The sequence below is a fragment of the uncultured Gimesia sp. genome (assembly GCF_963972345.1).
Lineage (GTDB): Bacteria > Planctomycetota > Planctomycetia > Planctomycetales > Planctomycetaceae > Gimesia.
Window position 1 is genome coordinate 43,567 of the sequence record NZ_CAXAVM010000009.1, and the last position, 23,406, is coordinate 66,972.

At 50.9% G+C, this 23,406-nt stretch carries 13 protein-coding genes; 4 read left to right on the forward strand and 9 right to left on the reverse strand.

Going from position 1 to position 23,406, the window contains the following annotated elements:
* Positions 1–25: 25 nt before the first annotated feature.
* Complete coding sequence (locus tag AACZ40_RS02830) at positions 26–3,151, reverse strand: DUF2309 domain-containing protein (protein ID WP_291176906.1); 3,126 nt, start codon at positions 3,149–3,151, stop codon at positions 26–28.
* A gap of 1,037 nt (positions 3,152–4,188) precedes the next feature.
* Between AACZ40_RS02830 and AACZ40_RS02835 the strand changes: the two genes are divergently transcribed.
* On the forward strand, positions 4,189–4,854 hold the full coding sequence (locus tag AACZ40_RS02835; RefSeq protein ID WP_291176911.1) for a carbonic anhydrase: 666 nt from the start codon (positions 4,189–4,191) through the stop codon (positions 4,852–4,854).
* A 114-nt stretch (positions 4,855–4,968) separates the two neighbouring features.
* Here AACZ40_RS02835 and AACZ40_RS02840 read toward each other — a convergent pair whose 3' ends face one another.
* The 5 genes from AACZ40_RS02840 to AACZ40_RS02860 are packed head-to-tail and all read right to left on the reverse strand — an operon-like array spanning position 4,969 to position 10,672.
* Positions 4,969–6,633 (reverse strand): formylmethanofuran dehydrogenase subunit A, encoded by a 1,665-nt coding sequence (locus tag AACZ40_RS02840; protein ID WP_291176914.1) that lies wholly within the window; start codon positions 6,631–6,633, stop codon positions 4,969–4,971.
* Positions 6,634–6,690: 57 nt separating this feature from the next.
* The gene (locus AACZ40_RS02845) at positions 6,691–6,945 is read right to left on the reverse strand and encodes a hypothetical protein (RefSeq protein WP_291176917.1); all 255 of its coding nucleotides are present in this window, start codon (positions 6,943–6,945) and stop codon (positions 6,691–6,693) included.
* A 30-nt stretch (positions 6,946–6,975) separates the two neighbouring features.
* The gene (locus AACZ40_RS02850) at positions 6,976–7,965 is read right to left on the reverse strand and encodes an ABC transporter permease (RefSeq protein ID WP_291176918.1); all 990 of its coding nucleotides are present in this window, start codon (positions 7,963–7,965) and stop codon (positions 6,976–6,978) included.
* Between the two features lie 39 nt (positions 7,966–8,004).
* A complete protein-coding gene (locus AACZ40_RS02855) occupies positions 8,005–9,537 on the reverse strand; it encodes a sugar ABC transporter ATP-binding protein (RefSeq protein WP_291176921.1) in 1,533 nt (510 codons plus the stop codon).
* Positions 9,530–10,672 (reverse strand): sugar-binding protein, encoded by a 1,143-nt coding sequence (locus AACZ40_RS02860; RefSeq protein WP_291176923.1) that lies wholly within the window; start codon positions 10,670–10,672, stop codon positions 9,530–9,532. Before AACZ40_RS02860 ends, AACZ40_RS02855 begins: the two co-directional genes overlap by 8 nt.
* 350 nt (positions 10,673–11,022) lie before the next feature.
* Here AACZ40_RS02860 and AACZ40_RS02865 point away from each other — a divergent pair, with 350 nt between their 5' ends.
* On the forward strand, positions 11,023–13,947 hold the full coding sequence (locus AACZ40_RS02865) for a c-type cytochrome (protein ID WP_291176926.1): 2,925 nt from the start codon (positions 11,023–11,025) through the stop codon (positions 13,945–13,947).
* 162 nt (positions 13,948–14,109) lie between these two features.
* A complete protein-coding gene (locus AACZ40_RS02870; protein WP_291176929.1) occupies positions 14,110–15,360 on the forward strand; it encodes a hypothetical protein in 1,251 nt (416 codons plus the stop codon).
* A gap of 17 nt (positions 15,361–15,377) precedes the next feature.
* Here AACZ40_RS02870 and AACZ40_RS02875 read toward each other — a convergent pair whose 3' ends face one another.
* The 3 genes from AACZ40_RS02875 to AACZ40_RS02885 all read right to left on the reverse strand — a co-directional run bounded on the left by AACZ40_RS02875 (position 15,378) and on the right by AACZ40_RS02885 (position 22,431).
* On the reverse strand, positions 15,378–18,299 hold the full coding sequence (locus tag AACZ40_RS02875) for a c-type cytochrome domain-containing protein (RefSeq protein WP_291176932.1): 2,922 nt from the start codon (positions 18,297–18,299) through the stop codon (positions 15,378–15,380).
* A gap of 81 nt (positions 18,300–18,380) precedes the next feature.
* Complete coding sequence (locus tag AACZ40_RS02880; protein WP_291176935.1) at positions 18,381–20,894, reverse strand: DUF1553 domain-containing protein; 2,514 nt, start codon at positions 20,892–20,894, stop codon at positions 18,381–18,383.
* Positions 20,895–21,054: 160 nt separating this feature from the next.
* Entirely contained in the window at positions 21,055–22,431 is a 1,377-nt protein-coding gene (locus tag AACZ40_RS02885; RefSeq protein WP_291176938.1) for a DUF1501 domain-containing protein, read from the reverse strand.
* Between the two features lie 207 nt (positions 22,432–22,638).
* On the opposite strand from AACZ40_RS02885, the gene AACZ40_RS02890 reads away from it, so the two are divergent.
* The gene (locus AACZ40_RS02890) at positions 22,639–23,400 is read left to right on the forward strand and encodes an AraC family transcriptional regulator (RefSeq protein ID WP_291176941.1); all 762 of its coding nucleotides are present in this window, start codon (positions 22,639–22,641) and stop codon (positions 23,398–23,400) included.
* Positions 23,401–23,406: the final 6 nt, after the last annotated feature.

Below are 23,406 nucleotides of genomic sequence, written 5' to 3' on the forward strand. Positions count from 1 at the left end.
ATTTACGGTAAACATCTCTTGTTTCTCATGGCGAAGTCTGATGTTCCCGGATGGAAGCAAACCCCAGATGATCGCGCCAGCCACGATACCAGTGGATGGAGGAGTCTACGGTCGGAATCTCTTGCGTCTCCGGCAGGTAGGGCTGAAATCTTCCCCGATGAAATAAATGGATCTGGGACGTTTCCACATCGAAAACTGCCAGTTGGACCCAGTTGCCCTGTACGAGCCGGGCAATCGACTGATTGTCGGCAATAATACGATTCATCGCATCGACCGTGGTTTCAATCACGAACAGCAGGCGAACGGGTTCGTGAATCTCGACCATCTGTAAAGGCAGACCGGGACGCAGATCACTGGCCGCTCCATCCATCACGCCTAGCAGTGATGTAATATTGTGAGCGAGTTTGGTACCACAACCATATCCAAAGGAATCCACATAAGAAAAAAAGTATTCCAGGTTAATCCCGGCACAGACGGGAATCACGGCCTGGAGCGTACGTTCCAGAATGGAGCCGTCCGCATCATCTTGACTTGGATCATAAGAGGTCAGGAATGCACGACGGTCCAGAAACAGACCCCGACTCCATTTCCTGCGGCCGACAAAGCATAATGCATTCGTGGCATGACCGCATTCCGGTCGCGTCTGAGACAAATCTTCCGCACGGCCCTCAACATGTCGCAGTGCTTCATTCACAGAGAGAGCGAGTTCAGCAGATTCAAATCGGCGACAACGTTCATGCGCACTGCCAGCTCGCGCCTGGTTAAACTGTTTTTCCACTTTCGCGAATAATTTACGCTGCGAAGACGGGAGCCCGTCGAGGTCGTACCAGGTGACGCTGTCATCGCAGGTGTTATGATAGCAGCCTATAAAAGAGGAATTGTCTGGAATCATGAACTGACGATCGGCAAGGATCCTTCTGACTCGTGGATCGTTCGCCATTTGTGCAAATGCACGGGCATTCGGACCGCCACGACCTCCTCCACATGCGCCACAGTCGTAAGCGGCTTTATGGGGATTATTCAGGCTGGCCGATCCGTGCCCGCAAATGACCACCAGTGGTGAAAACAGTTCGGATCTGGAAAGCCCGATTGCCTTGAGTCCCCCTTCGACAATGACTGCCATTTCCTCAATGGAATAGCCAAGCTGTTCCTCCTGGGAGCCCGGTCGGGAGTCAATTCGTTCCAGTCGTAGCTGCGTGCCTGGGGGCTGCACAATGCGATTGAATATTCTGCGAACCTGTGCCGTTGTACGGGGGAACAGAATTCTGGCAACCAGGGGAAATGCAGCCAGTGATCCCAGGATCCCCGTTAAAAAGCCTCCAATAAAAGTTCGCGTTCCGACATGGGCCTGATGAATGGCCCGTCCAATTCGCCGCCGCGTCTCAGCCCGTCGTCGGCTGACCTGTTCAAAGGAATGCAGCGTTTCTTCCTGGACATAATGTACGGGCTTGATATTCACCGGACAGAGTGGGGTGAAGTGTGCATCTGCTGCGCCTCGGTAGTACATGGCAACGCCGAAGAAACCCGCAATGCCGAATGTTTCACACTCAGGTGCAATTTCTTCCAGGTGGCGGCGGAACGATTCTTCGCGATCGTCAATACAGCAGACAACCTGATATGCGGGAGCAGTTAATCGGGAAGTATTGATTTGATCCTGCTGAATTCGAAGACGGCTCGAGTGCGTGGAGACCGCATCGAGTGTTTCATTGCGATATTTTCTCTCAAAAGCCAGGTGATAAATACGACGACGCTCAAGGCTGGAAAATGCCTCAATCTCTTTGATGAGAGTCGACCACTGTGTCTGGGAAAGGTGGAGTAGATCTTCCGGGTTCCAGCCCCGAACCTGGGCAAGCTGAAAGATCGTAAAAGCACGCTGACTGGTCTGACAGAATTTCTGTTTACCCGTCTGGTTGAGAATAGCTGTCCGCAGCGAATCCAACTGGCCTGTTTCGTCGTACGAATGCTTCATGACATGTTCGATGACCAGTCTGTCCAGTATCAGCCGGATCGCCAGAAATCCGATCAGGGTGTCAGCAGGCGCTGGTTGTGGCATCCACTCTGCATTGGTTTCCATTTGCCACAGCATACCAGCCCAGCCACGCAATGCTAAAAGTGATTGAGATATATAGGCTTCCCGCTCATCAGCAGTGACTCCCAGCAGGGAAAGTGATTCTGCAATAGATTCGAGAGGACCAGTGTCTGATGACTCCAGTCTCTGGATTTCACGATCTAAGCCTTTCAGTTCGATAGCCGGACTGATCCTGGAATCGGCATACACTTGAAAAAAAGCATGATAGAATCCCAGATTCCGCTGAGGTAAAGACCAGGAACTGATCCCCTGATCAAGAAATGCAGCACAAAATCGTATCAGGACATCGTGTACAATCAGGTCCGTATCCATATCAGTAACTCGCAGCAGCAGATCCCGGTGTCTGAGCGGTTGAGACGGCTGCTTAGAGGGAGCGTTTATCTTTTGTGCTCCTGTAGAACAGACACGCCACAGAAAATGTAATACAAAAGCTTCCCATTTTCTGTCATTCCATTTTTCAATCGAAGATTTCCCGAACTGATCGAACAGGCTGTTCAGGATTTGTTCGTGTCCCTGTTGATTATCCGAAGCTCCGTTCAGAAACTCACGCATGATCCAGTGCCGCGTTGCGGTAATGGTCTGCTCCCGGACCACCGGATCGACTTCCTGGCGGAAATGACGTAAGGCATCCGTTTGAGCGATGAACCAGCGGAGTTCAGATACCGGTCCGGAATGCAGCGGAAACTGCAACATCGCCAGACGGAGCGCAAACCGCGTACCGAAGCCACCAATTAATATTTCGGAACTTTCGCCAAGGTCGTCCAGTAAAACGGCTTCGAGGTCCTGGATACGAATCCGCCCGTTATCCAGTTTTTTCCGGTATCGATCTTCCGACAAAAACGGATGGCACCCGAAAGTTCGACCTCCTGCGACGACGCCTTCTTCAAATGGCAGGTCTTCAAAAGCGTGCAGAGTGTTATGGTGTACGAAGACAGTGATCGGCCCTTGGGCCGGCAAATAATGAGCCGTATGCTCGATCAAATGTCGGAGATCAACAGAGTCATCCTCAGACACAGGGGGAACGGTTTGTTGATCTGAAGCTTGATGGGCGGATTGATTCATGATTTTTCACTGCATAAAATTCAGAAATTCGAAATACCTCTGGGTATTCCATACTTGCTGTTTGCACTGTCAAAGTAGACACGAAGCGATTGTCCGGAGCCATTTCAGAGCTGCGAAATGGTTTAAAACACTTCAATCAGGGCAGGAGCAAGAAGATCATGATCGAGCAGGATCATGAGAGCGCGCGTTGCAGGTATGAGAACCAGTGGAGTGTCATTTTAAAATTTGGGTTGATAGATATCACGAGAGTGCGACAACGGAGCACGTAAACAACACCCCCAACCCTCAATTTCCAGCTTGACAAAGCACTAGCAGCAAAAAATGTCGACTGGCGGTGCGCGCGAGCAATCCGGACTCTGTGAGACTGATGAGGGGACGTGAGTCAGTTTCAGATGCAGGAAATCAAATGAATGGTCGGGATAGGAATCGGCAGTTCCCGCCCTGAACAGGTGGAATGACAGATCCCATTTTTTCATTTTTGCAAAGGATTCAGTCTCTTCGAATTTCTCAAAAGGCTGTTCGACTGGAATGTCCCGTGGTTCTTCCTGAGAGACCAGAGTCAATGCAGTGCTGAAGGAAACCCCTAAAAAGAGAATATGTAAAACAAAGAGTTTCATCAAAGATTCCAGCAGGATGATGTCGTTCAACAGCTTCCGTTGCCACGGATTTGATCAGAGCCGTGATGAGGACACCATACTGAAAAATTATACTAACGCATTTGAGTGCGCTAATATAATAGTTACACTGGGTAACTGCAAGTTCGTTTTCAGTGATTCTGGCACCCTCATAGCATGCTTCAGGGAGAGGCCAGAGATCACATTCACATTCGGTCTGGCCAATATGAGTGGACACCGGCTGGATTATGAGAAGGGGCAGCTTGAGTTTTGAGGTCCCTAAAAAGCAATGCTTCTAGCCCTTGATCACTGTCTGTATGTGTAATATTGTTCTGGTAGAAATCATCTGACTAACAGCAAGGTCATTTGAATAAAATTCTGTCAGGAACAGATAATAATAACTCAGGTTTTGGGAGCAGGCAGATGCAAAAACTAGTTGATGGGATACATGAGTTTCAAAGGAATTATTTCAGCCAGGATCAGAAACTTTTTGAGACGTTAGCGGAAGGTCAAAGTCCGCTGGCCTTATTCATTACCTGTTCAGATTCGAGAATCAATCCGAACTATTTGACTCAAACCAGGCCGGGAGAACTGTTCATTCTGCGCACTGCTGGAAATATTGTGCCCTCGTATGGAGCCGTCCATGGAGGGGAAGCAGCGACAATTGAATATGCAGTAAGTGCTTTGAATGTCAAAGATATTATTGTCTGCGGTCACTCCCATTGTGGTGCTATGGCGGGTTTACTGAATCCGCAGCTTGTTGAAAAAATGCCCGCAGTCAAAGCCTATCTGGAACACGCAGAATCAACTCGTAGAATTGTTTCTGAAAACTATGAACATCTGACGGATCCGGATAAACGACTTATTTTAACAGTAGAAGAAAATGTGCTGGTTCAGATCGAAAACCTGAAGACCCACCCTTCGGTTGCTGCTGCCATCAGTCGGGGAAGTTTAAAGCTGCATGCCTGGGTCTATAAATTCGAAACGGGTGATGTCTTCAACTTTAATCCGGACGAAGGACAGTACCTGCCCCTGGAAAACGTCGTCGCAGCCGACGTGAATCTGGATAGAACACTGCCTCCGATTTAGCAATGGTGAAATGCGACGCGTTTTAGCTGCTGTTTCTACTGGAGTCTAAACCGGATGAAGCACTCTTGGATTAGTTCTGAGAGTGCTTTTGTGCTTGCGTCAGACGGATACAGCTTAAGGTTTTGCGCAGGCGATTTCTTCTGCCTGGGGAACTTCCTGGCTGTCGATCTGGTAGTTTCGGAAACGAATCGAATAGTTCTCGTTGAACCAGCTTTCGATGTGGGGCAGAAATTCCTGATCAAAGTCAGGCGAAGTGTAGTACGTTTTGCCGAACGCATGCGCCTGGATTTCGCCGTCCGCGACAACCTGTTGACCGTCTTTGTAGACCCAGCGGGGACGCTCGAACATTTCCTGTCGATTTTGCTGTGGAGCATAGATGGTAATGTCAGCGTGGGCACCCACTCCCAGGTGTCCTTTGTCTTTCATGCCCAGAACCCGCGCGGGAGCCGCCCGGGTGATGATGGCAATTTCATACAGTGAATATTCCCGTTCGAGATCAGCCAGCACGCTGCGTTCACGAATCGCTTCGGGCATCCGGGACAGAAATTCCAGGCGGAAGCTGCGATCCATCAGTAGATAGATGATTTCCGGATAATGATAAAAGGCACCGCCATTCGGATGGTCGCTGGTCATGATGACCCGCCACGGATCTTCCATCAACAGATACCATTCCAGTGCAATCGCCCATTGAACTGCGTTGATCAGACTTTTCTGCGGTCGATATTCGATGGGAATCACGCCGCAACTGCTCTCCAGTTCGCAGTCGGCCGTATACCATTTATTTCGGTTGATGTTATGCAGAAACTGGCTGAAAGGTGTGTCACCGGTCATCGAGAGCGTGGTACCGGGATTGATATGTCCCACGTCCACCGTGATGTTTTCGTGCGTATTGACATAATCCACCAGTTTTTGAGTCGCCGAGGAAAAACTGGCTGGATCGTTGGGATCGCCGTCGTACGAATGGAACTGGACGTGCGCTAAATGCCCGCGATGCCCCTCCAATGACTCCATCGTATTCAGGGTGGTTTCCCAGTTTCCGGGGATCCCCAGGTTATTACAGTGGATGTGCACAGAGTGAGGCAGCTGCAGACGGTCTGCAGTGCCAGCCAGACCACGTACAATTTCTCGAGGCGTGACGCCGAAATTCTGGACTGGCGAATCAAGTTCCTTGATCGACTTGCGGCTGATCTGCTTCCAGTCTTCGACACCTCCGGGATTGACAATTTTAATGGTGTATCCCTTGGCTGATTCCAGCAGCCAGGCGCAGTAGGCATCAAGGGCGTTCTGGTCCTGGTTCCGCAGATGTTTCATCACAAAGTGATTGTTGCCGAACAGCAGGTAGAAGCCTTTATCCAGAATCGGCGTGTCCTGCAGTTCCTCGTGAGCATGACGGGCATGCAGTCCCGGAATGGCAGCATCCATGGCTGTCGTGTAACCAATGCTGGCAAACAGATAGCCAGTGGCGAAGGTGCTGGGGACAACGCCGCCTGTTCCCGATCGAGTGTGTTCGCCGCGATAGATGGGGGGCGCTGTGCGTTTCAGGTCCGGCGTCATTTTGCGACCCGCATTGACTTTAGGGCCGGCAATATGGCAGTGCATATCGATGCCCCCCGGCATCACAACGTAGCCGGTAGCATCCAGTGTCTTTCCCGAGAACGAATCGGCGTTGGGGGGACGGTCGATAATTTTACCATCCTGAATCCACAGGTCGCGGACTTCGCCATTGACTCCATTTGCCGGATCGTAAATCGTTCCATTTTTAATGCGGGACAAAGACACAGCGGACCTTCAAGAAGCAGAGGATTTTATCGAGTAGCGCGTTGACAGAAAGGGAAGTTAATGACGGCAGCAGTTGGAGCGACCACAGCCAGGATCAGCCATCGGCAGCTGGGATTTCTTGTTTGAACTTTCCCCTTTGAATAACAGTCCCCCTGAAATCAGGCGTTCCACCGGGGCCGATTCACAAGTCCCGTTTAAGGGGAGGTTCGCTTTTTGACAGACTTCGCCCCAGGTCTGAAACGATTCTGACATGCGGTGGCTGACTTCTACTGTTTTTCCGTTTGCTTCACAGAAATATTCATAAGTAATCATGTTGTTTGATCCATTGATAATCTGTCGGGTTTATCCGCTGTACATTCCGGATTGCTGGTTGGCTCTGCGTTTTTGTGCATAGCGTTTCACAAGCTCGTCAGTAATCACGCCGACTAAAATTACTGCTCCAATGATAGCAAATTCCAGTTGGGAGGGAATCCCCAGCATGGTAATTGAATTTCGAAGAACCCGCATCAAAGCCGCCCCGATCACAACACCCAGAATACTGCCTTCACCACCCCGGATGCTGCAACCTCCCAGAACGGCTGCTGCAATCGCGTACAATTCGTAAAAGTTGCCGATTCCCTCGGGTTGTACGGAGTTGATATCCAAGGCAAACAGGACCCCGCCGACTCCGGCCAGAAACGAACAGATCACATATGCCATGATCACCGTCCGGTCGGTATTGATGCCGGAATAACGGGCGGCCGCTTCATTGTTTCCGATGGCTTTCAGATAGCGGCCAAAAATCGTTTTATTCAGCAGGAAAGCAGCCAGCAGAGCCAAACCGAGCATGATTAAGAACGGCACAGGTAGCTTGAATCCTTCGATGAAGGGGAGATCGATTTTACCAGTCGCCAGATAGCGGAGTCCCGCATGAGCCGTACCGAAGCCCTGGGTTTGATCCTCGGTAATCCCCCGGGCGACACCCCGATAGATCAACAGGCCACACAGGGTCACGATAAAGGGTTGCAGTTTCAGTTTGGTAATCAGTAAACCATGTGCGAGGCCGATACAGATAGAGAGGACTCCGACGAGCAAGAAGGCGAGCGGAACGGGAACCCCTTTGGCCAGCAGGTATGGCAGCATGGTTCCAATCAGGCAGATCACCGAACCGATCGACAGATCAATGCCGCCGGAAATGATGACAAAGGCGACGCCAATACTGATAATTCCAAACAGGGATGTGAGTCGCGTCACATTCTGAATGTTATACGCAGACACAAAGTTCTGATTCGAGATGGCAGTCACGCCGCAGACAACAATCAGTAAGATTAAAATTCCCAGTATTTTTTTCATGATTCTGATTCTCAGGTATGATTTCAGCTTAGATGATCATTACGTCTGACTGTGGCTGAAAGTCTGGCCGGTCGCCAGTTGCATGATGGCCTCCTCGCTAAATTCATCGCGGGAGAGTTCGCCAGTCATTTGTCCCTCATGCATGACCAGCACACGGTCAGAGATACCGCGGATTTCTTCCAGATCGCTACTGACAAACAGGACCGCCATGCCTTGAGAGGCCAGTTGATTCATCAGTGTGTAGATTTCTTCTTTCGCACCAATATCAACGCCGCGGGTGGGTTCGTCGAGCAGCAATACGCGGGGATTCATGGCCAGCCATTTTCCCAGCACGACCTTCTGTTGATTTCCGCCAGATAAAAACTGCACGATCTGACTATCGCTGGGAGTTTTGATATTCATCACCGCGATCATCTCTTCGGAGATGTTGCGTTCCTGATTAAAATTAATTCTACCCAGTGATTTTCGATCGCGCGTCAGGCTGGCCAGACTCATGTTTTCGCGGACTGCCATCTCCAGCACCAGCCCCTGTAGTTTACGGTCTTCGGGTACCAGTGCCAGACCCGCTCGGATTGCATCCCGCGGTGAATTGATCTGTACTTCCTGTCCGGCAACAGAGATGGAACCACTGAGAGGAGAGTCGATGCCAAACAGCACCTGCAGCAGTTCTGTACGGCCTGCTCCGACCAGTCCTGAAATACCAACAATTTCATTCTGCCTGATCGAAAAGTTGATGAAGTGGGACGGATAGGCGGGGGTACGGAGCTGTTTGACTTCCAGAACGACCTGACCGGGCTCATGGGGCGTATGCGGAAAAAACTGGGAGACATTCCTGCCCACCATTAATTGCACCATCCGTTCATGGGAGATCGAGGCACGGTCCAGATCGCCTGCGTTTTCGCCATCGCGTAAGACGACGACACGATCGGCCAGGTCGTTGACCTCGCCCAGCCGATGGGAAATGTAAATCACACTGACCCCTCGCGCCTTCAGTTCCCGGATGACGGCAAACAGGGCCTCCGATTCGTGCAGAGAAAGGGATGAGGTGGGTTCATCCATAATCAGGATTCGGGCATTGATCGAAAGAGCCTTGGCAATTTCGACCATCTGTTGCTGCCCGACGGTCAGATCACCTACCAGGGTTTGCGGAGGAAGATTCAGCCCCACCTGCTTTAGCAGCTTTTCGGATTCGACGTAAGTCTGCTGCTGGTTAATCACATTCCAGGAAGCGGGCTCACGTCCCAGAAAAATATTGGCTGCGATGTCCAGATTTTCACAGAGGTTCAACTCCTGGTGAATCAGGGCGATCCCATGCTCCAACGCAGCCTCTACGTCGGAGATTGAGACTTCTGCTCCTTCAATCAGCAGTTTCCCCGAATCCGGAGGCTGGACACCCGCCAGGATTTTCATCAGCGTACTTTTACCGGCACCATTTTCACCAATGACAGCCAGTACTTCCCCATGGTTTAACGACAGGCTGACCTGGCTCAAGGCTTTAATGCCAGGAAACTGTTTGGAGATCTGAGCTACTTCGAGAAGTGGTGCCGGATGAGTCGTGGCAGGACTACTCATCCTTCTGCGGTTCTTTCTGCTGTTGTGGGTAACGGGGGTCTGGTGTTGCTCCCGGATCAGTTTTCATTGCAGATTTTATTGTCTCGTTTACGGTTTGCCCCGGATCCTTTTTCGCAGAATCGTCGAGCAGTGATTTCAGTTCGATCCAGAACTCCTCAACATTGTCCTTACGGATTTTGCGAGCCGGAATGTGCAGAATTTCGTTCTCCGGGATCACCGACTTGTCACCGTTGGCGAGTGCTTTCAAAACGCGTACCGATTCGTAGCCGTACTGGTAAGGGTTTTGAACGACAGTGCCTACGACCGTACCATCCATGATTCCCTGCAGGCTGGCTTCATTTTCGTCAAATGAGACAACCTTGATTTCTTTCAGTTTCCCGGCGTCACGAATCGCCTCCAGGCAGAGCGGGGGATTGTAAGCAAACAGACCGACCATGCATTTTAAATTGGGATGATTGGCAATCGCGTCTTCCGCATTCGCTTTGGCTTGCGGATGGTCGAAGTCGTCAGTACGGGTATCCAGAATAGAGTATTTGTCATTCTTGATGACCTCACCTGGTTTGTCGTAGCGTGAACCGTCGTGCGAGCGATCCATCAGTTCGTCAATCACACCCTGCCTGCGTTGACGGGCATTGGCCTGACCCAGACGCCCTACAAACAGCATGACCTCGCCTCCATCCGGCAGGGCTTCTTTGACCAGTTCTCCACACATGCGACCGGCGGTGTAGTTATCCATGCCGATATAGCACTGACGTGGGCTTTCCGGTGCGTCGGAATCTTGAGTGATCAGAATCGATCGCGCGGCGATTTCTTTTAACAGCTCATTTTGATTTTCCGGATCAATCGGGCTGATCGCAATTCCATCGACGTTTTGAGCCAGCAGTTCCTGAACCATTCGTTTCTGATCCGCCACACCCTGGGGGGGCATTCTCACTTCGACATTCACATCCAGGTCTTCACCCGCTTTTTCAGCACCTCTCTGGGCAATCACCCAGAACGGGTCGACTCCGTTTGTGACGAAGGCAACTGTTTTTTTACCGTTCCCTTTCTGCTGGTTACAGGCGGGTAACAGGAGTGAGATACTAAAGATTATTGCAAAAAGGCAGCAGTTCCGAATCAATTCGCGACAGGTCATCAAGTGAGGCTCCTTGTTTATATTGTGCGTACGATCAGCTCAAAGAATTGAGAAGAATTATGATGAATCACTCCCGTATATGATGCAATGATTTCGTACAAATTTCGAGTTCGCCTGCGGGAAATCAAAAAATAAAAATGGATACAGACGAGTTTTCAATGCATAATCCAGCTGTTATGATGAAGAAATCGCTCTATTTTAACAGCCGAAATCCGATATCTGAAACTTTTCCCTATTGTCAATCTGTTCAACAGCGATGCTGGCAGATTGCTTTCGATCCAGTTGACAATACCACATTTCCGTTCCACTGCAATTCTATTTCCAATTGATCACGAATCAGGGGCAGCTACATGATTCAAGTAATTCAATCGTTGTGTTTCGCCATCAGCTTGATGCTGCTTTCTCAAACCTTGATGGCCGCCGACGCTACTGAGGCTCCATCAACTCAGACATGGACTTTTGAGAATCAGGACCATGGCTGGACTGCTTACACAGATTGCCAGCTGTCGGTCAAAGATCATCTGCTGCAGGTCAACAGTACCGGCAAAGATCCCCACTTCGGTCGCGAGTTAAAATCAGCTGCCGGCTGGAAACAGGTCAAATTAAAACTGCGGGCCGACTTTCCACTGAAAGGCGAGGTCTATTGGAAAACAGAGAAAAATAACAGCTATGCGGACCAGCGTTCTGAACGATTCGATTTGAAGAAAAAGAACACCGACTGGCAGGAACTCTCATTTGTATTCTACGCCGATTCGGAAATGACCGGCCTGCGCATTGATCCGGCCAGTCAGACAGGATTGATCGAGATCGAATCGATCTCACTGGGAAATACCGAAGCGCCCCGCTCCGCAACAGCAACCCCAGCAGACCAGATCAAACTGCTCAAAGATTTCAAAGTGGAATTACTGTATTCAGTTCCCACTGAAGTCCAGGGTTCGTGGGTGAGTATGACCATTGATCCCAAAGGACGTCTGATTACTTCCGATCAGTACGGGGACCTGTATCGCATTACGCCAGCGAAAATTGGCTTTGAAGTAAATAACACTCAGGTGGAAAAACTGAAGGTCGATATGGGCATGGCGCACGGACTGCTGTATGCCTTCGACAGTCTGTATGCCGTTGTGAATGGTGGGAAGGAACGACCTTCGGGCCTGTATCGCCTCAAAGATACCAACGGCGATGATCAGTTTGACGAAGTAAAATTCCTGCGCGAAATTAAAGGAGGCGGAGAGCATGGACCGCATGCCATCATTCTTTCGCCCGATAAAAAATCGCTCTATATCGCTGCGGGAAATCATACCGACCTGCCCGATCCCGAAAAATCGCTGGTTCCCCGTAACTGGGGCGAGGATCTGCTGCTGCATCGGTTGTGGGATGCCCGCGGTCATGCTGCCGGTAAACTGGCGCCGGGTGGCTGGATCTGCCGTACCGATCCGGAAGGGAAAGAATTTGAAGTCATCAGTACTGGATTCCGGAACGAATATGACATCGCCTTTAATCCGGAAGGGGAACTGTTTACTTATGATGCCGACATGGAATGGGATGTGGGCTCTCCCTGGTATCGTCCAACCCGTGTTAACCACGTAACCAGCGGGAGTGAATTCGGCTGGCGATCGGGGACGGGGAAATGGCCCGACTATTATCCCGACAGTCTGCCGGCAGTGGTAAATATTGGTCAGGGATCACCGACGGGAATTATCTTTGGGACCGGGGCGAAGTTTCCTGCGAAATATCAGGAGGCGTTATTCATTTCAGACTGGAGTTACGGGATTATTTATGCCGTCCACCTGAAGCCTGAAGGATCATCCTATACCGCGACGTACGAAAAGTTTGCTTCCGCTACGCCTCTGCCTGTGACCGATCTGGTCGTCAGTCCTGTGGATGGTGCGTTTTACTTTACGATTGGCGGTCGACGCACGCAGTCCGGTTTATATCGTATTACTTATACAGGCGATGAATCGACGGCTCCTGCAGAACCAGATCCAGATGCGCTCGCCGGTTTGCGGGAATTACGCCGTGACCTGGAAGAACTGCATGGACAAAAGGATGAAACGATTGTCTATTCGGTCTGGCCTTACCTGGGACATGTAGATCGGCACATCCGCTTCGCTGCCCGGATTGCCCTTGAGCACCAGCCTGTCGAACAATGGCAGAACTGTGTGCTGCTGGAAAATGATCCGAGTACGCTCATCACAGCTGGAATCGCACTGGCACGCAATGGGAGCCCGGCATTCAAAACGCCGTTAGTGAATGTATTGAAAAAACTGGACTGGAAGAAACTCTCAGACACTCAGAAAATAGATCTGCTGCGGTTGTATCAGCTGGTGTTTATTCGGCTCGGAGCACCGACAGAAAAAGAACGTCTGGATGTGCTGGCGCAGATTAACAAGGCATATCCGGCTGACAATTCCTTTATGAATCGTGAGCTGAGCCGGGTACTGGTTTATCTAAATGCGCCCCAGGTCATTGAACGGACTCTGGAACTGCAGGACAAAGCGCTCACACAGGAAGAACAGATTCATTATGCGAAGGTGCTGATGAATCAGAGAACAGGCTGGAATGACAAACTGCGAAAGAAATATTTCGAGTGGTATCTCAAGTCAACCGCCCATAAAGGGGGGATGTCGTTCAATAAATTCCTGGTCAATATTCGGGCAGAAGCGATTAAAAACCTGTCTGATGCGGAAAAGGAAATGTTAAAACCTGTTCTGGAAGTGAACCTCGAAAAGGCAGAACCGATAGCAGAAGGGCCGCCGCGACCTTTCGTAAAGAAATGGACGGTGGATGAATTACTGAATGCGGAAGTCAGCGATGATTCACAAAGAAACTTCGAACAGGGACGCAGGATGTTTGCCGCTGCCACCTGTTTTAAATGTCATCGCTTTGCCGGAGAGGGAGGCACTATTGGCCCCGATCTGACCGGGGCAGGGGGCCGTTTCAATGCACAGAACCTGCTGGAGTCGATCATTGAGCCCTCGAAGGTCATCTCAGATCAGTATGCCTCGACCATGTTCATCCTGGATGATGGTCGCGTGGTCAATGGTCGTGTAATTAATCTCAATGGAAAAAACCTGATGGTGCTTACGGATATGGCCAATCCCAGTAATCTGACTTCGATTGACCGTGATACTGTCGAAGAAATGCTGCCTTCCAAATCATCCATGATGCCTACGGGACTCATCGATACACTCACGAAAGAAGAAGCACTCGACCTGCTCGCTTTCTTACGCTCCGGCGGAGATCCCCAGCATCCCCTGTTTCAGAAGAAGGAGTAATTCCAGGCAAAGTCCTTTTCAAGCCAGATGCAATAATGATCTGGTCAGAGGATGGATCAGAATCAAAGGGGATCAAGTTTCTATGTAAATAGAGCATACTGATATTTGAATCGATAACCTGCATCCGAAAAGGGCCAAAGTGAAACGATGAAGAATCCCAGAATGATGACTCGCAGAGACTGGCTGGCAGGGGTAGCCGCCTGTGGTGCCATGTCTCAGCGTGCGCTGGCGGCTTCTGCAAAGTCAGTCAAAATGAAGTCCGTTGCCGCGGTGGTATCCATCTACGAACCGATAACACATAGCGATGTGCTGATTGGGAAAATTCTGGAAGGTTGGAAGCAGGATGGTGCAACCGGGCCGGCTTTAAAGTTATCTTCTCTGTATGTGGATCAGGTTTCCGATCAGGATCTGTCCCGTAAAATGGCTGCGAAATATAATGTACCGATCTTTGATTCAATCGAAAAAGCAGTTACGGTTGGAACAGACCGGATTCCCGTTGATGGCGTGATCAGCATCGGCGAACATGGCGACTATCCCCTTAATGACAAAGGGCAACAGCTGTATCCACGTCGTCGTTTTTTCAAAGAGATCACCGATACCTTTCAGAAATACAACCGCGTTGTCCCTGTCTTTAATGACAAACATCCAGGCCCCGTCTGGGCTGATGCAAAATGGATGTATGATCGTGCTCAGGAAATGCAGGTTCCCTTCATGGCTGGCTCATCACTTCCCCTGACATATCGGAAACCCGAACTCGATATACCGCCGGGATCGGAAATCGAAGCTGCGGTGGGAATCGGCTATTCCGAACTCGACAGGTATGGCTTTCATGCACTCGAGTGTTTTCAATGCCTGGTCGAGAGACGACAGGGGGCAGAAAGTGGTGTGGAGTGGGTGCAATATTTAGAAGGGGACGCCATGTGGAAGGTTCTTGATGATGGCTTCGTATCCCGGGATGTCTTCGATGCCGCCCTGGCAGCAGTTCCCAAAGTAAGACAGGGGGATGTGCGAGATGATCCGGACGCCGGACTGTTTCTTTTCAAGTACAACGACGGGTTCGTGGGGGCCTTGTTCATGTTGCAGTCGGTGAATCGTACTTCGGTTGCGCTCACGCTCAAGGGGCAAGCGAAACCTGTCGCCACTCAGTTTGAAGAACGAACCGAACCGGCACATCCGCACTTTGCGTATCTGTTAAAGAGTATCGAACGCATGATCCACACGGGCCGTCCCAGCTATCCTGTCGAACGAACATTGTTAACCAGTGGTATTCTCGACCGGGCTCTGACCTCACGACTTCAGGACGGTCAAAAGCTGGAAACTCCCGAACTGGCGATTCGTTACCAACCCGTCGCTTATCCCCACGCACCCCTGCCGGATTTGAATGCTGACCCATCTCAGCAGTTAGCCAGATAGAGCGTTCAGGTATAGAATCACTTCACTCTCTCTGCTGGTCTCTGGTTCGAACTGGTAGCCAGTTTGTCTTTGTGTTTCACGTGCAGGAGTACCGGGATGGATGTCTGGTTGCCTTCCTGGTCGGCTCGCAGATGAAACAATCGCGTTGTTTCAGGGACCCACTTGGCGGCGGTCAGATAAAATGTCCGTTCATTCTGGTTGTCCAGAAGTAAAAGACCATTCAACCCGATGTTATCCACATAGACGCCGTGGGGCAGATTGCGACCTGCGTACTCACGACCGAAACCGACGACTCCCTGGTATCCATTTCGCAACAGCAGCACCCGGGCTGAAATTGTCTCGCCGGGATGGATAGTCAATTCAATGGGTTTGTCGGGGAATTCGGCAATGTTGTCTCCGGCGACATCCAGTTTGTTGGTGTCCATTGTCACCATACGAATAATCAGTTTTGGTTTTTCGAGCAGTCTGATCTGCCCCAGTGGATTCACGGGATGAGTGATATCTTTGCCGCCGATTTTTGCCGTTGCGGTAACCGAAACAGACTGATAGCGACTGTCATCGGGCTGCGGAGCGACCAGCGGGCCTGAAGTCTCGGGGACGGGATCCGCGGAAACGACGCCGTATGCCCGGTCGTGTCCTGCCTGGATAATCAGCGGGCTGGTGACATGAAAACCGGGGGGGACATCGGCAATATCGACTCGAATGGGGCCATCAAAGCCGTCGATGCGATCTGCGACGACTTCGATTTCTTTTCCACTGCCGGCGTTGACCTTGGGATTGGCTCCTTGAAGGGTCACTTTGAAGTCGGGCTGGCGGGGACGAACGGTCAGATCGTAATGAAAGTCTTTCCCCTGAAATCCTCGAACATCAGAGACGCGTACATAGTAGCTACCATCCCGGGGAGCTTTGAAAATCAGCCTTGAATCGTCACCCAGTTCCCGTCTGCCGTCATCATTATTTTCATAATAGACGGTAAAAACGGGGAGTCCGTTGGGGGGGAGTTCCGTGCCGACCGGATGGGGTTCCACGATGTAGCAGGGTTCATGCAGCGCGTGAGTAATTGGGCTGGTTCCAAAATAGGTGTAGCGTTTTCCGCCACTGCCGGGATAGACGTTAAATCCTGAATCGGGACCACGCGGGTAGAGCCAGAGTTTGACCACTTCACCGTTGCAGTACAGGTATTCATTCAATTCCATTTCCTGCCAGTTCTGAATACGGAAATCATTGACGATATTCGAATCCTTACCGCGAAAAGTGAAATAGGAATCGCGAACAGCTCGCAGCAGAACCCGGGGGATCTGCTTGCCTTCTGCATCGAGGACTTCAATTTTGGAATCGAGTTTGGATTTCTTGCGGGCCGCATTTGTTTCAATGAGCCATTCCTGGCCTGCCTTGGATTCGAAGCGATACAGATCCAGATCGGGCTGCTCTGGCTTTTCTGAGGAGATGACTCCACTGACCACGACCGCAGCTGCATCCAGTTTCGTGGCATCGACCGGCTGGTTATTGGGTTCCTGTTCTTTGAGCGAGACGGTTTTGACAGGCGGATCGGCCGGGATGCTTAACTTGCTGCTGGCTACCGCTGTTGTGTTTTGTGTTTCGGCTGCTGGAGAAGAGAGCTGTTCCGGTAACCGGATCGTCTCTAGCAGGCCGTTGCTGTAACCCACGAGAGTCTCTTTGGAATCAGGGGAAAACACGACCGAGGTCGGGAGGGCAGGCAGGTTTTCTTTGACGTTCAACAGCAGCAACTGGCCGGCATCCCAGATTTTCAGCGACTGATCATCAGAGATGGAGGCCAGCAGTTTGCCGTCTGGGGAGAGAGCTATTTGTGTGACCGGGCTCTCATGCGCAAAGCGGGCGTAGATTAAAGGGTTGATTTTTGCAGAGGTCCGGGAAATCAGTCGCCATTTGCGGATCCGGTTGTCAGCGCCCGCGGCGAGGATGAAATTGCCATCCGGACTGAAGGTGACCGAATACTGCTCCTTGAGGGGCTGGCTGAGGGTGTCCAGTCGCTGTCCCGAGGAAACCTGCCAGACTTTCACGGTGGCGTCAGCAGAAGCACTGGCCAGAGTGCTGCTGTCCGGACTGAAAGCCAAGTCGAAAATCGCACCGTTATGGCCGGTCAGAGCACGGACCTGTTTTCCCGTGGCGACGTCCCAGAGAAGAATGTTATGATCGTAACTGCCTGTCGCCAGCCATTTTTTATCTGGGCTGATTTGAGCCGCATACAGAACGTCTTTATGTCCTGAGAATTCCTGCAGCTTCTTACCGGTGGCGACATCCCAGATTGCGGCCTGACCAAATAAACCGGTGGTTCCCGAAGCCGTGATCATCCATTTGCCATCGGTGGTGAATTGCACAGAATTGACTTTACCGGGAAGCCCCTGCAATTTCTGACTCTGATTCGCGGATTTGCCTTGAAGTTGTACTTCTTCAAAACGCGCCACTGCCTTTAACTGATTCGCGTCGGACCAGGCGAGTGAGGTGATCGGCTTTTCTGCTGATTTCGCCGGAGCAATGTCAGGCACCATCAATTCCATCCGAGCGGGTTCTGCTCCCGAGGGGCCTTTGGCTCCCTGATTGACCCATTCCACCAACAGGGCTATTTCAGTGTCGGTCAGTTTTTCGCCACTGTCTTCCGGCGGCATGACTGGTTTGGCTTCCCCCTTGATCATGCGGATCAGTCGGCTGCTTCCGCTGTCGCCGGGTAAGACTGCCGGTCCATGCTTGCCCCCTTTGAGCAGTCCCTGATAGGAGTCGATAGCAAATTTCCCTTCGGGATCATCCACACTGTGACAGCCTTCACAGTATTTGCGGAACAGAGGCGCGATCTGTTTCGGGTAATCTACCTGTTTTTCTGCAGCACTCAGTGAGTCAGGCAGACTGACCAGCAGGCAGAGCGAACAGAGCAACATCAGTTTTTCAGGAACGTTTATCATCAGAGACCTCAAGTCGGCGCTTTAATAGAAAAATCTCGATCAGTATGAGAAGATCAGTATGAGAATGAGTTCAGCAGTCGATCAATGGTTGAACAGAAATTCGCGGCTGCTGAGGACGCCCCAGAACAGATCTTCCACTGCCTGGCGTTTCTCGGCGGGCGGAGTCTCCTGGAGGACTTGCAACAGCTTGTTTTGTTCTTCCGCTGTCGGCTGACGGGAAAGACAGAGCAGATAAATTTCTGCAATCAGTTCTTTATCTGATTTTTTCGCATCCAGCATTTTTGTGACGCGGCTGGCTTTGTCTTTGAGTTTGTTATTGATTGTATCCCCGTTAGTCAGATGCAGCACCTGAACCATGGTGGGTTCTTCCGTCCGCTCGCATTCACAGGTAATCATTCTTTCGTTACGACCAAACGTTTTCAGGAAGTACGAAATAACCGAGGAGTCGTACAGCTGAATCGCCCGGGTTCCCTTGGGATAGAAGTCGGTTTTCTGAGGGTTCGGCTCATAGTACATTGTGAATTCTGAGGGGACATCGGTCACCTGCGAAATCGCATCCAGCAGGACTTCCGCCATCATGCGACGGGGATAGTAACGGGAATAAAAGCGTTTCTCATCCTTATTCTCGGGGAGTGGTTGACTGCTGCGCTGATAAGCGGCGGACTGAAGAATGATTTTCATTAATGCTTTCAGATCAAAGTCATGATCCACCAGATAGTCGGAAGCAGCTGCTAAAAGTTCTTCATTGCTGGCCGGGTTGGATTCCCGCATATCATCGACTGCTTCCACCAGTCCTACACCGAAATAATTTGCCCAGACACGATTTGTAATCGCGCGGCTGAAAAAGTCGTTGTCTTTCGAAGTCAGCCACTCAGCCAGGTAAACGCGGCGGTCTTCGGGTGAATCGATGTCGATCGGCGTGCCGTCCAGCGGCGTTGGCGGTTGTGGTTTTCCCGTGAGGGGTTGGACCAGATCCCCTTCAGTGGCAACAAACAGGGTGCGTATGCCATCGCCGGCACTTTGCGCGCCCCCCCAGCCTTTCGCACGAACGCGGGAGAAGAAATTGGCCATCGCGTAGTACTGGTTGTTGGTCCATTTTTCGAGAGGATGATTGTGACATTTGGCGCAGCCAATCGACAGACCCAGAAATGCCTGGCTGACATTTTCTGTCATCGATTCCGGATCCTGGTGGATGGCATAAAAGTTGGTCGCCCCGTTTTCAATACTGCTGCCCTGGGAGGTGATCAGTTCACGCACCATTTTATCCCAGGGAGTATTCTGTTTCACGTGCTCGCGAATCCAGCCATGATAGGCTTTGACGGGCTCGGGTCTGATCAGGGCTCCATTCACCAGCAGCAGGTCAGACCATTTGTAAGTCCAGTAGTCGATAAAATCCGGACGGTCCAGCAGACGATTGATCAGCTGGTTTCGTTTATCCTGACTCTGATCCGTAACAAAAGCCTGAACTTCTTCCGGGGTGGGCAGTGTACCGATCGTATCGACATACGCGCGGCGGATGAAGTCGGCGTCATTCGACTGGGGGGAAGGGGGCAGGTTCAGGCGTTTCAACTGTTTGATGACCAGTTCATCAATAAAATTATTTCGGGGTGATTTTGCATAGGTTTCAGGAGCAATTTCCTGCGGATAGGGCGAGGTGATTTTTGAAATCGCGATTTTACTGGAATAATTACAGACGATGGCTCCTTCGCCGTATCCAGTGACCTGGATGGTGCCTGCTGCATCAACCGAAGCGACACTTTCATTCACTGAGGAAAAGCTGGTCCAGCGCGTCACATCACGGACAGACTGATCCGAGTAGTGTGCCTGAACGAGAATATGCTGTGTCTGTCCTTTCGTAAGAATCGAGCGACTGGGTAAGACTTCCAGGCGTTCAATTACAGGATCGACTTTTTCTGGTGCCGTTGCTCCCTGAGCGATCCATTCTGACAGAATACGGTATTCAGGCGAATCCGTTTCGAAACGCACGCCCCCTTTATGGGGAACGGCTCCGGTGGGCTTGATCAAAACCAGGCTGCGTGCCGGATCGGAAAGTTCAATCCGCCTGCCCCGCGACTGTTTAGCGATGGTGTAATAATCGCCGAGGACATCATAGGCTTTGAGCGAGAGGCGAAATCCCCCTTTTCCGGCAAGCGCACCGTGACAGGGGCCTGAATTGCAACCGGCCTTGGTCAGGATCGGTTGCACATCGTTCCGAAAACTCCACGCATGGGGAATTTCGATCCCCGAGACAGTGACGGTACTCTTCGCTTCCTGCTTACCTGAGCGTGCTGTAATCACTGCGGTTCCATTCCCGACCGGGACCAGTATGGAGTCGCTGATGATTACGACATCCGGATTACTCGAAGCCAGTGTCACTTTGTCTCTGACCGGACCGGAGATTTCACCATTGGTCATTTGCTGGATTAACAGACCATGCCGCGCTTCCCTGCTGTTGAGCTGAATCTGTTCTGGCAGCAGTACCATTCGATTGCTGGATTCTGCTGCCGAAATGGATTTCTGAACCAGACTGGAACTCAAGAAAACCAGCAGGCAGATCAGGAGACTAAATCGGTTTATTTGTTTCGGGTAAGACATCGAGCACTTCTCTTACTGAAATTTAATGGAAGTCGCGTGAGGAATCGAGGGATGTAAAACAAGTGGTCCAGGCAGACGACAGCGCCTGCTCTGGCTCACGATTCGTTTCATCGCATTATATATTTTGATCAGCAGGAGTGATCGGCTGATTCAAGGTCGTTTAAAACAGCTCACGGATTTCATGCTTGCCCACATCCACAATGGGGAAGGGACGGCCTGAAGGACCGGGCAGAACCGTATGCAGATCAAAGCCCAGGCTGTGATAAACGGTGGCTGCCAGATCACCGGGGGAGACAGGCTGATCAGCGGGAACACCGCCAATGGGATCGCTGCTGCCCACCACGCGTCCCCCCTGAACTCCACCGCCGGCAAAGTAACAGGTGAAACATTGAGGCCAGTGATCCCGGCCTCCTGCGGGATTGACTTTGGGTGTTCTTCCGAATTCAGCCACATTACAGACCAGGGTTTCATCCAGCATGCCTCGATCGTACAAATCTTCGATCAGGGCGCTGTAAGCCTGGTCATACATGGGGGCCACAATATTTTTCATACCTTCAATCGAGGTGAACGGCTTGGAACCGTGGATATCCCAGGTAACTTCATTAAAGACAGTCAGGAACGTATTGATGGTAACAAACCGCACGCCGGATTCGACCAGTCGCCGTGCCAGCAGGCAGCATTGCCCGAAGCGGTTCATACCGTATCGTTCGCGGACTTTTTTGGGTTCTTTCGAGAGTTCGAAGGCTTCGCGGGCTTCCTTACTGGTCATCAGCCGGTAGGCGGAATGGAAGTTTCCATTAAGGAGTTTCGCGTCTTCCGTTGATTCAAAATAATTGATTGTATCGTCCACGACTTCGCGGATTTTTTTACGTCGTTCCAGGCGGGCAGTGCCGATCTCTTTGGGAGGCAGCATGTCGGGAACTTTAAAATTGGGTTGAGAAGGATCCGCCATCAAAGCGAATGGGTCGTGTGCTTTTCCCAGGAATCCGCCAGCCTGTCCGTTAGGAAGATTTCCGCCGCCACGTCCCATGGTTTCGGGGAGTACGACATTCGCCGGCAGATCGGTTTTACGACCGCGGAGATAATCTACGACTGAACCGATGTGGGGAGTGTTAATACCGCCGGTAAACAGGCGGCCGGTCTGCATCATCTGCCAGCCAGCATCATGCACGGCAGCTGCATTATGGTAGCAGGAACGCACGAGCGAGAACTTGTCAGCAACTTTTGCGTGCAGAGGCAGAATCTCGGAGATGTCGATATCGGGGGAAGCGGTCTTGATCGGTTTGAAGGGCCCGCGTATTTCTGCCGGGGCCTCCGGTTTCATGTCAAAAGTATCTAACTGACTGGGGGCTCCCAGGTTGAAAATCATGATCGCGGAACGATTGTCGTTTTTTTTATCAACGAGCCCCTGTTCTTTGGCTTCGAGATATTGGGGCAGCGAGAGCCCCATGGCTCCCAGAGTTCCCACCTGTAGAAAGTCTCTGCGTGTGACGCCGCTACAGGTATGTGCCGTGCCTCGACCGGTAAACTTCAGCATAATGCACCCCAATCATATGGATTTCAACACAGAGTCGATTTGATTCCTGGATTATCAGCTCTGAATTGCGGTTCAGTTTCGAAACTGAAAATAGACGAACCACGAAAATCATTTAAAAAAACGCTGATTCGTTTATTTTCGCATATCGTAGACTCTCAGATCAATGTCGTCTTGTAGAAAACGCGCATAAATTTGTATTATTTACGCATGTTCAATTCTCAGAAATTCCGTGATGATTTTTTGAAACGGCTGGATAACAAGCTCCATCTGGAAGAGTTGTTTAATTACATCCCCGATGCCTACTTTTTCGCGAAGGATGCCCAGGGGCGTTTTATAAATATCAGTCACACCTGGATGGACATCCGCGCGATTCCCCGCGAAGAAGACATTATTGGTAAAACCGACTTTGACATTCATCCCAAGGATCTTGCAGAACAATATGTGGCTGAAGATCAACGGGTGATGGAGTCGGCCAGTCCGCTGCCCAATCAGGTCTGGTTGATTCCCGACCGTCACGGAAATCTCAAATGGTATCTATGCAGCAAAATTCCCCTCTTCGGCGATGGTGGTAAGGTCATCGGTGTCGCGGGTGTCCTGCGGGATATTAAAGTCGCCGGCACCGAGTTCCAGTCGTATCAGGAACTGGATAAAGTCATTGCGTATGTTCTGGAGCATTACCAGGAACGGATTCAGATTTCCGATCTGGCGAACTTGATGTATTTGTCAGTCAGTCAGTTTGATCGGAAGTTCAAAAAACTGTATCAGATCACCCCCCAGAAATATATTTTACGTGTGAGAATCAACGCCGCCTGTCAGTCATTGACACGAACCGAAAAACGGGTTTCAGAAATTGCGCTGGAGTCGGGCTTTTATGATCAGAGTTATTTCACTAAACAATTTGTGAACCTGATGGGCATTTCTCCTTCCGAGTATCGAAAAAAATTTAAGGCCACCGAATCGAGCTCTTAGTATCTG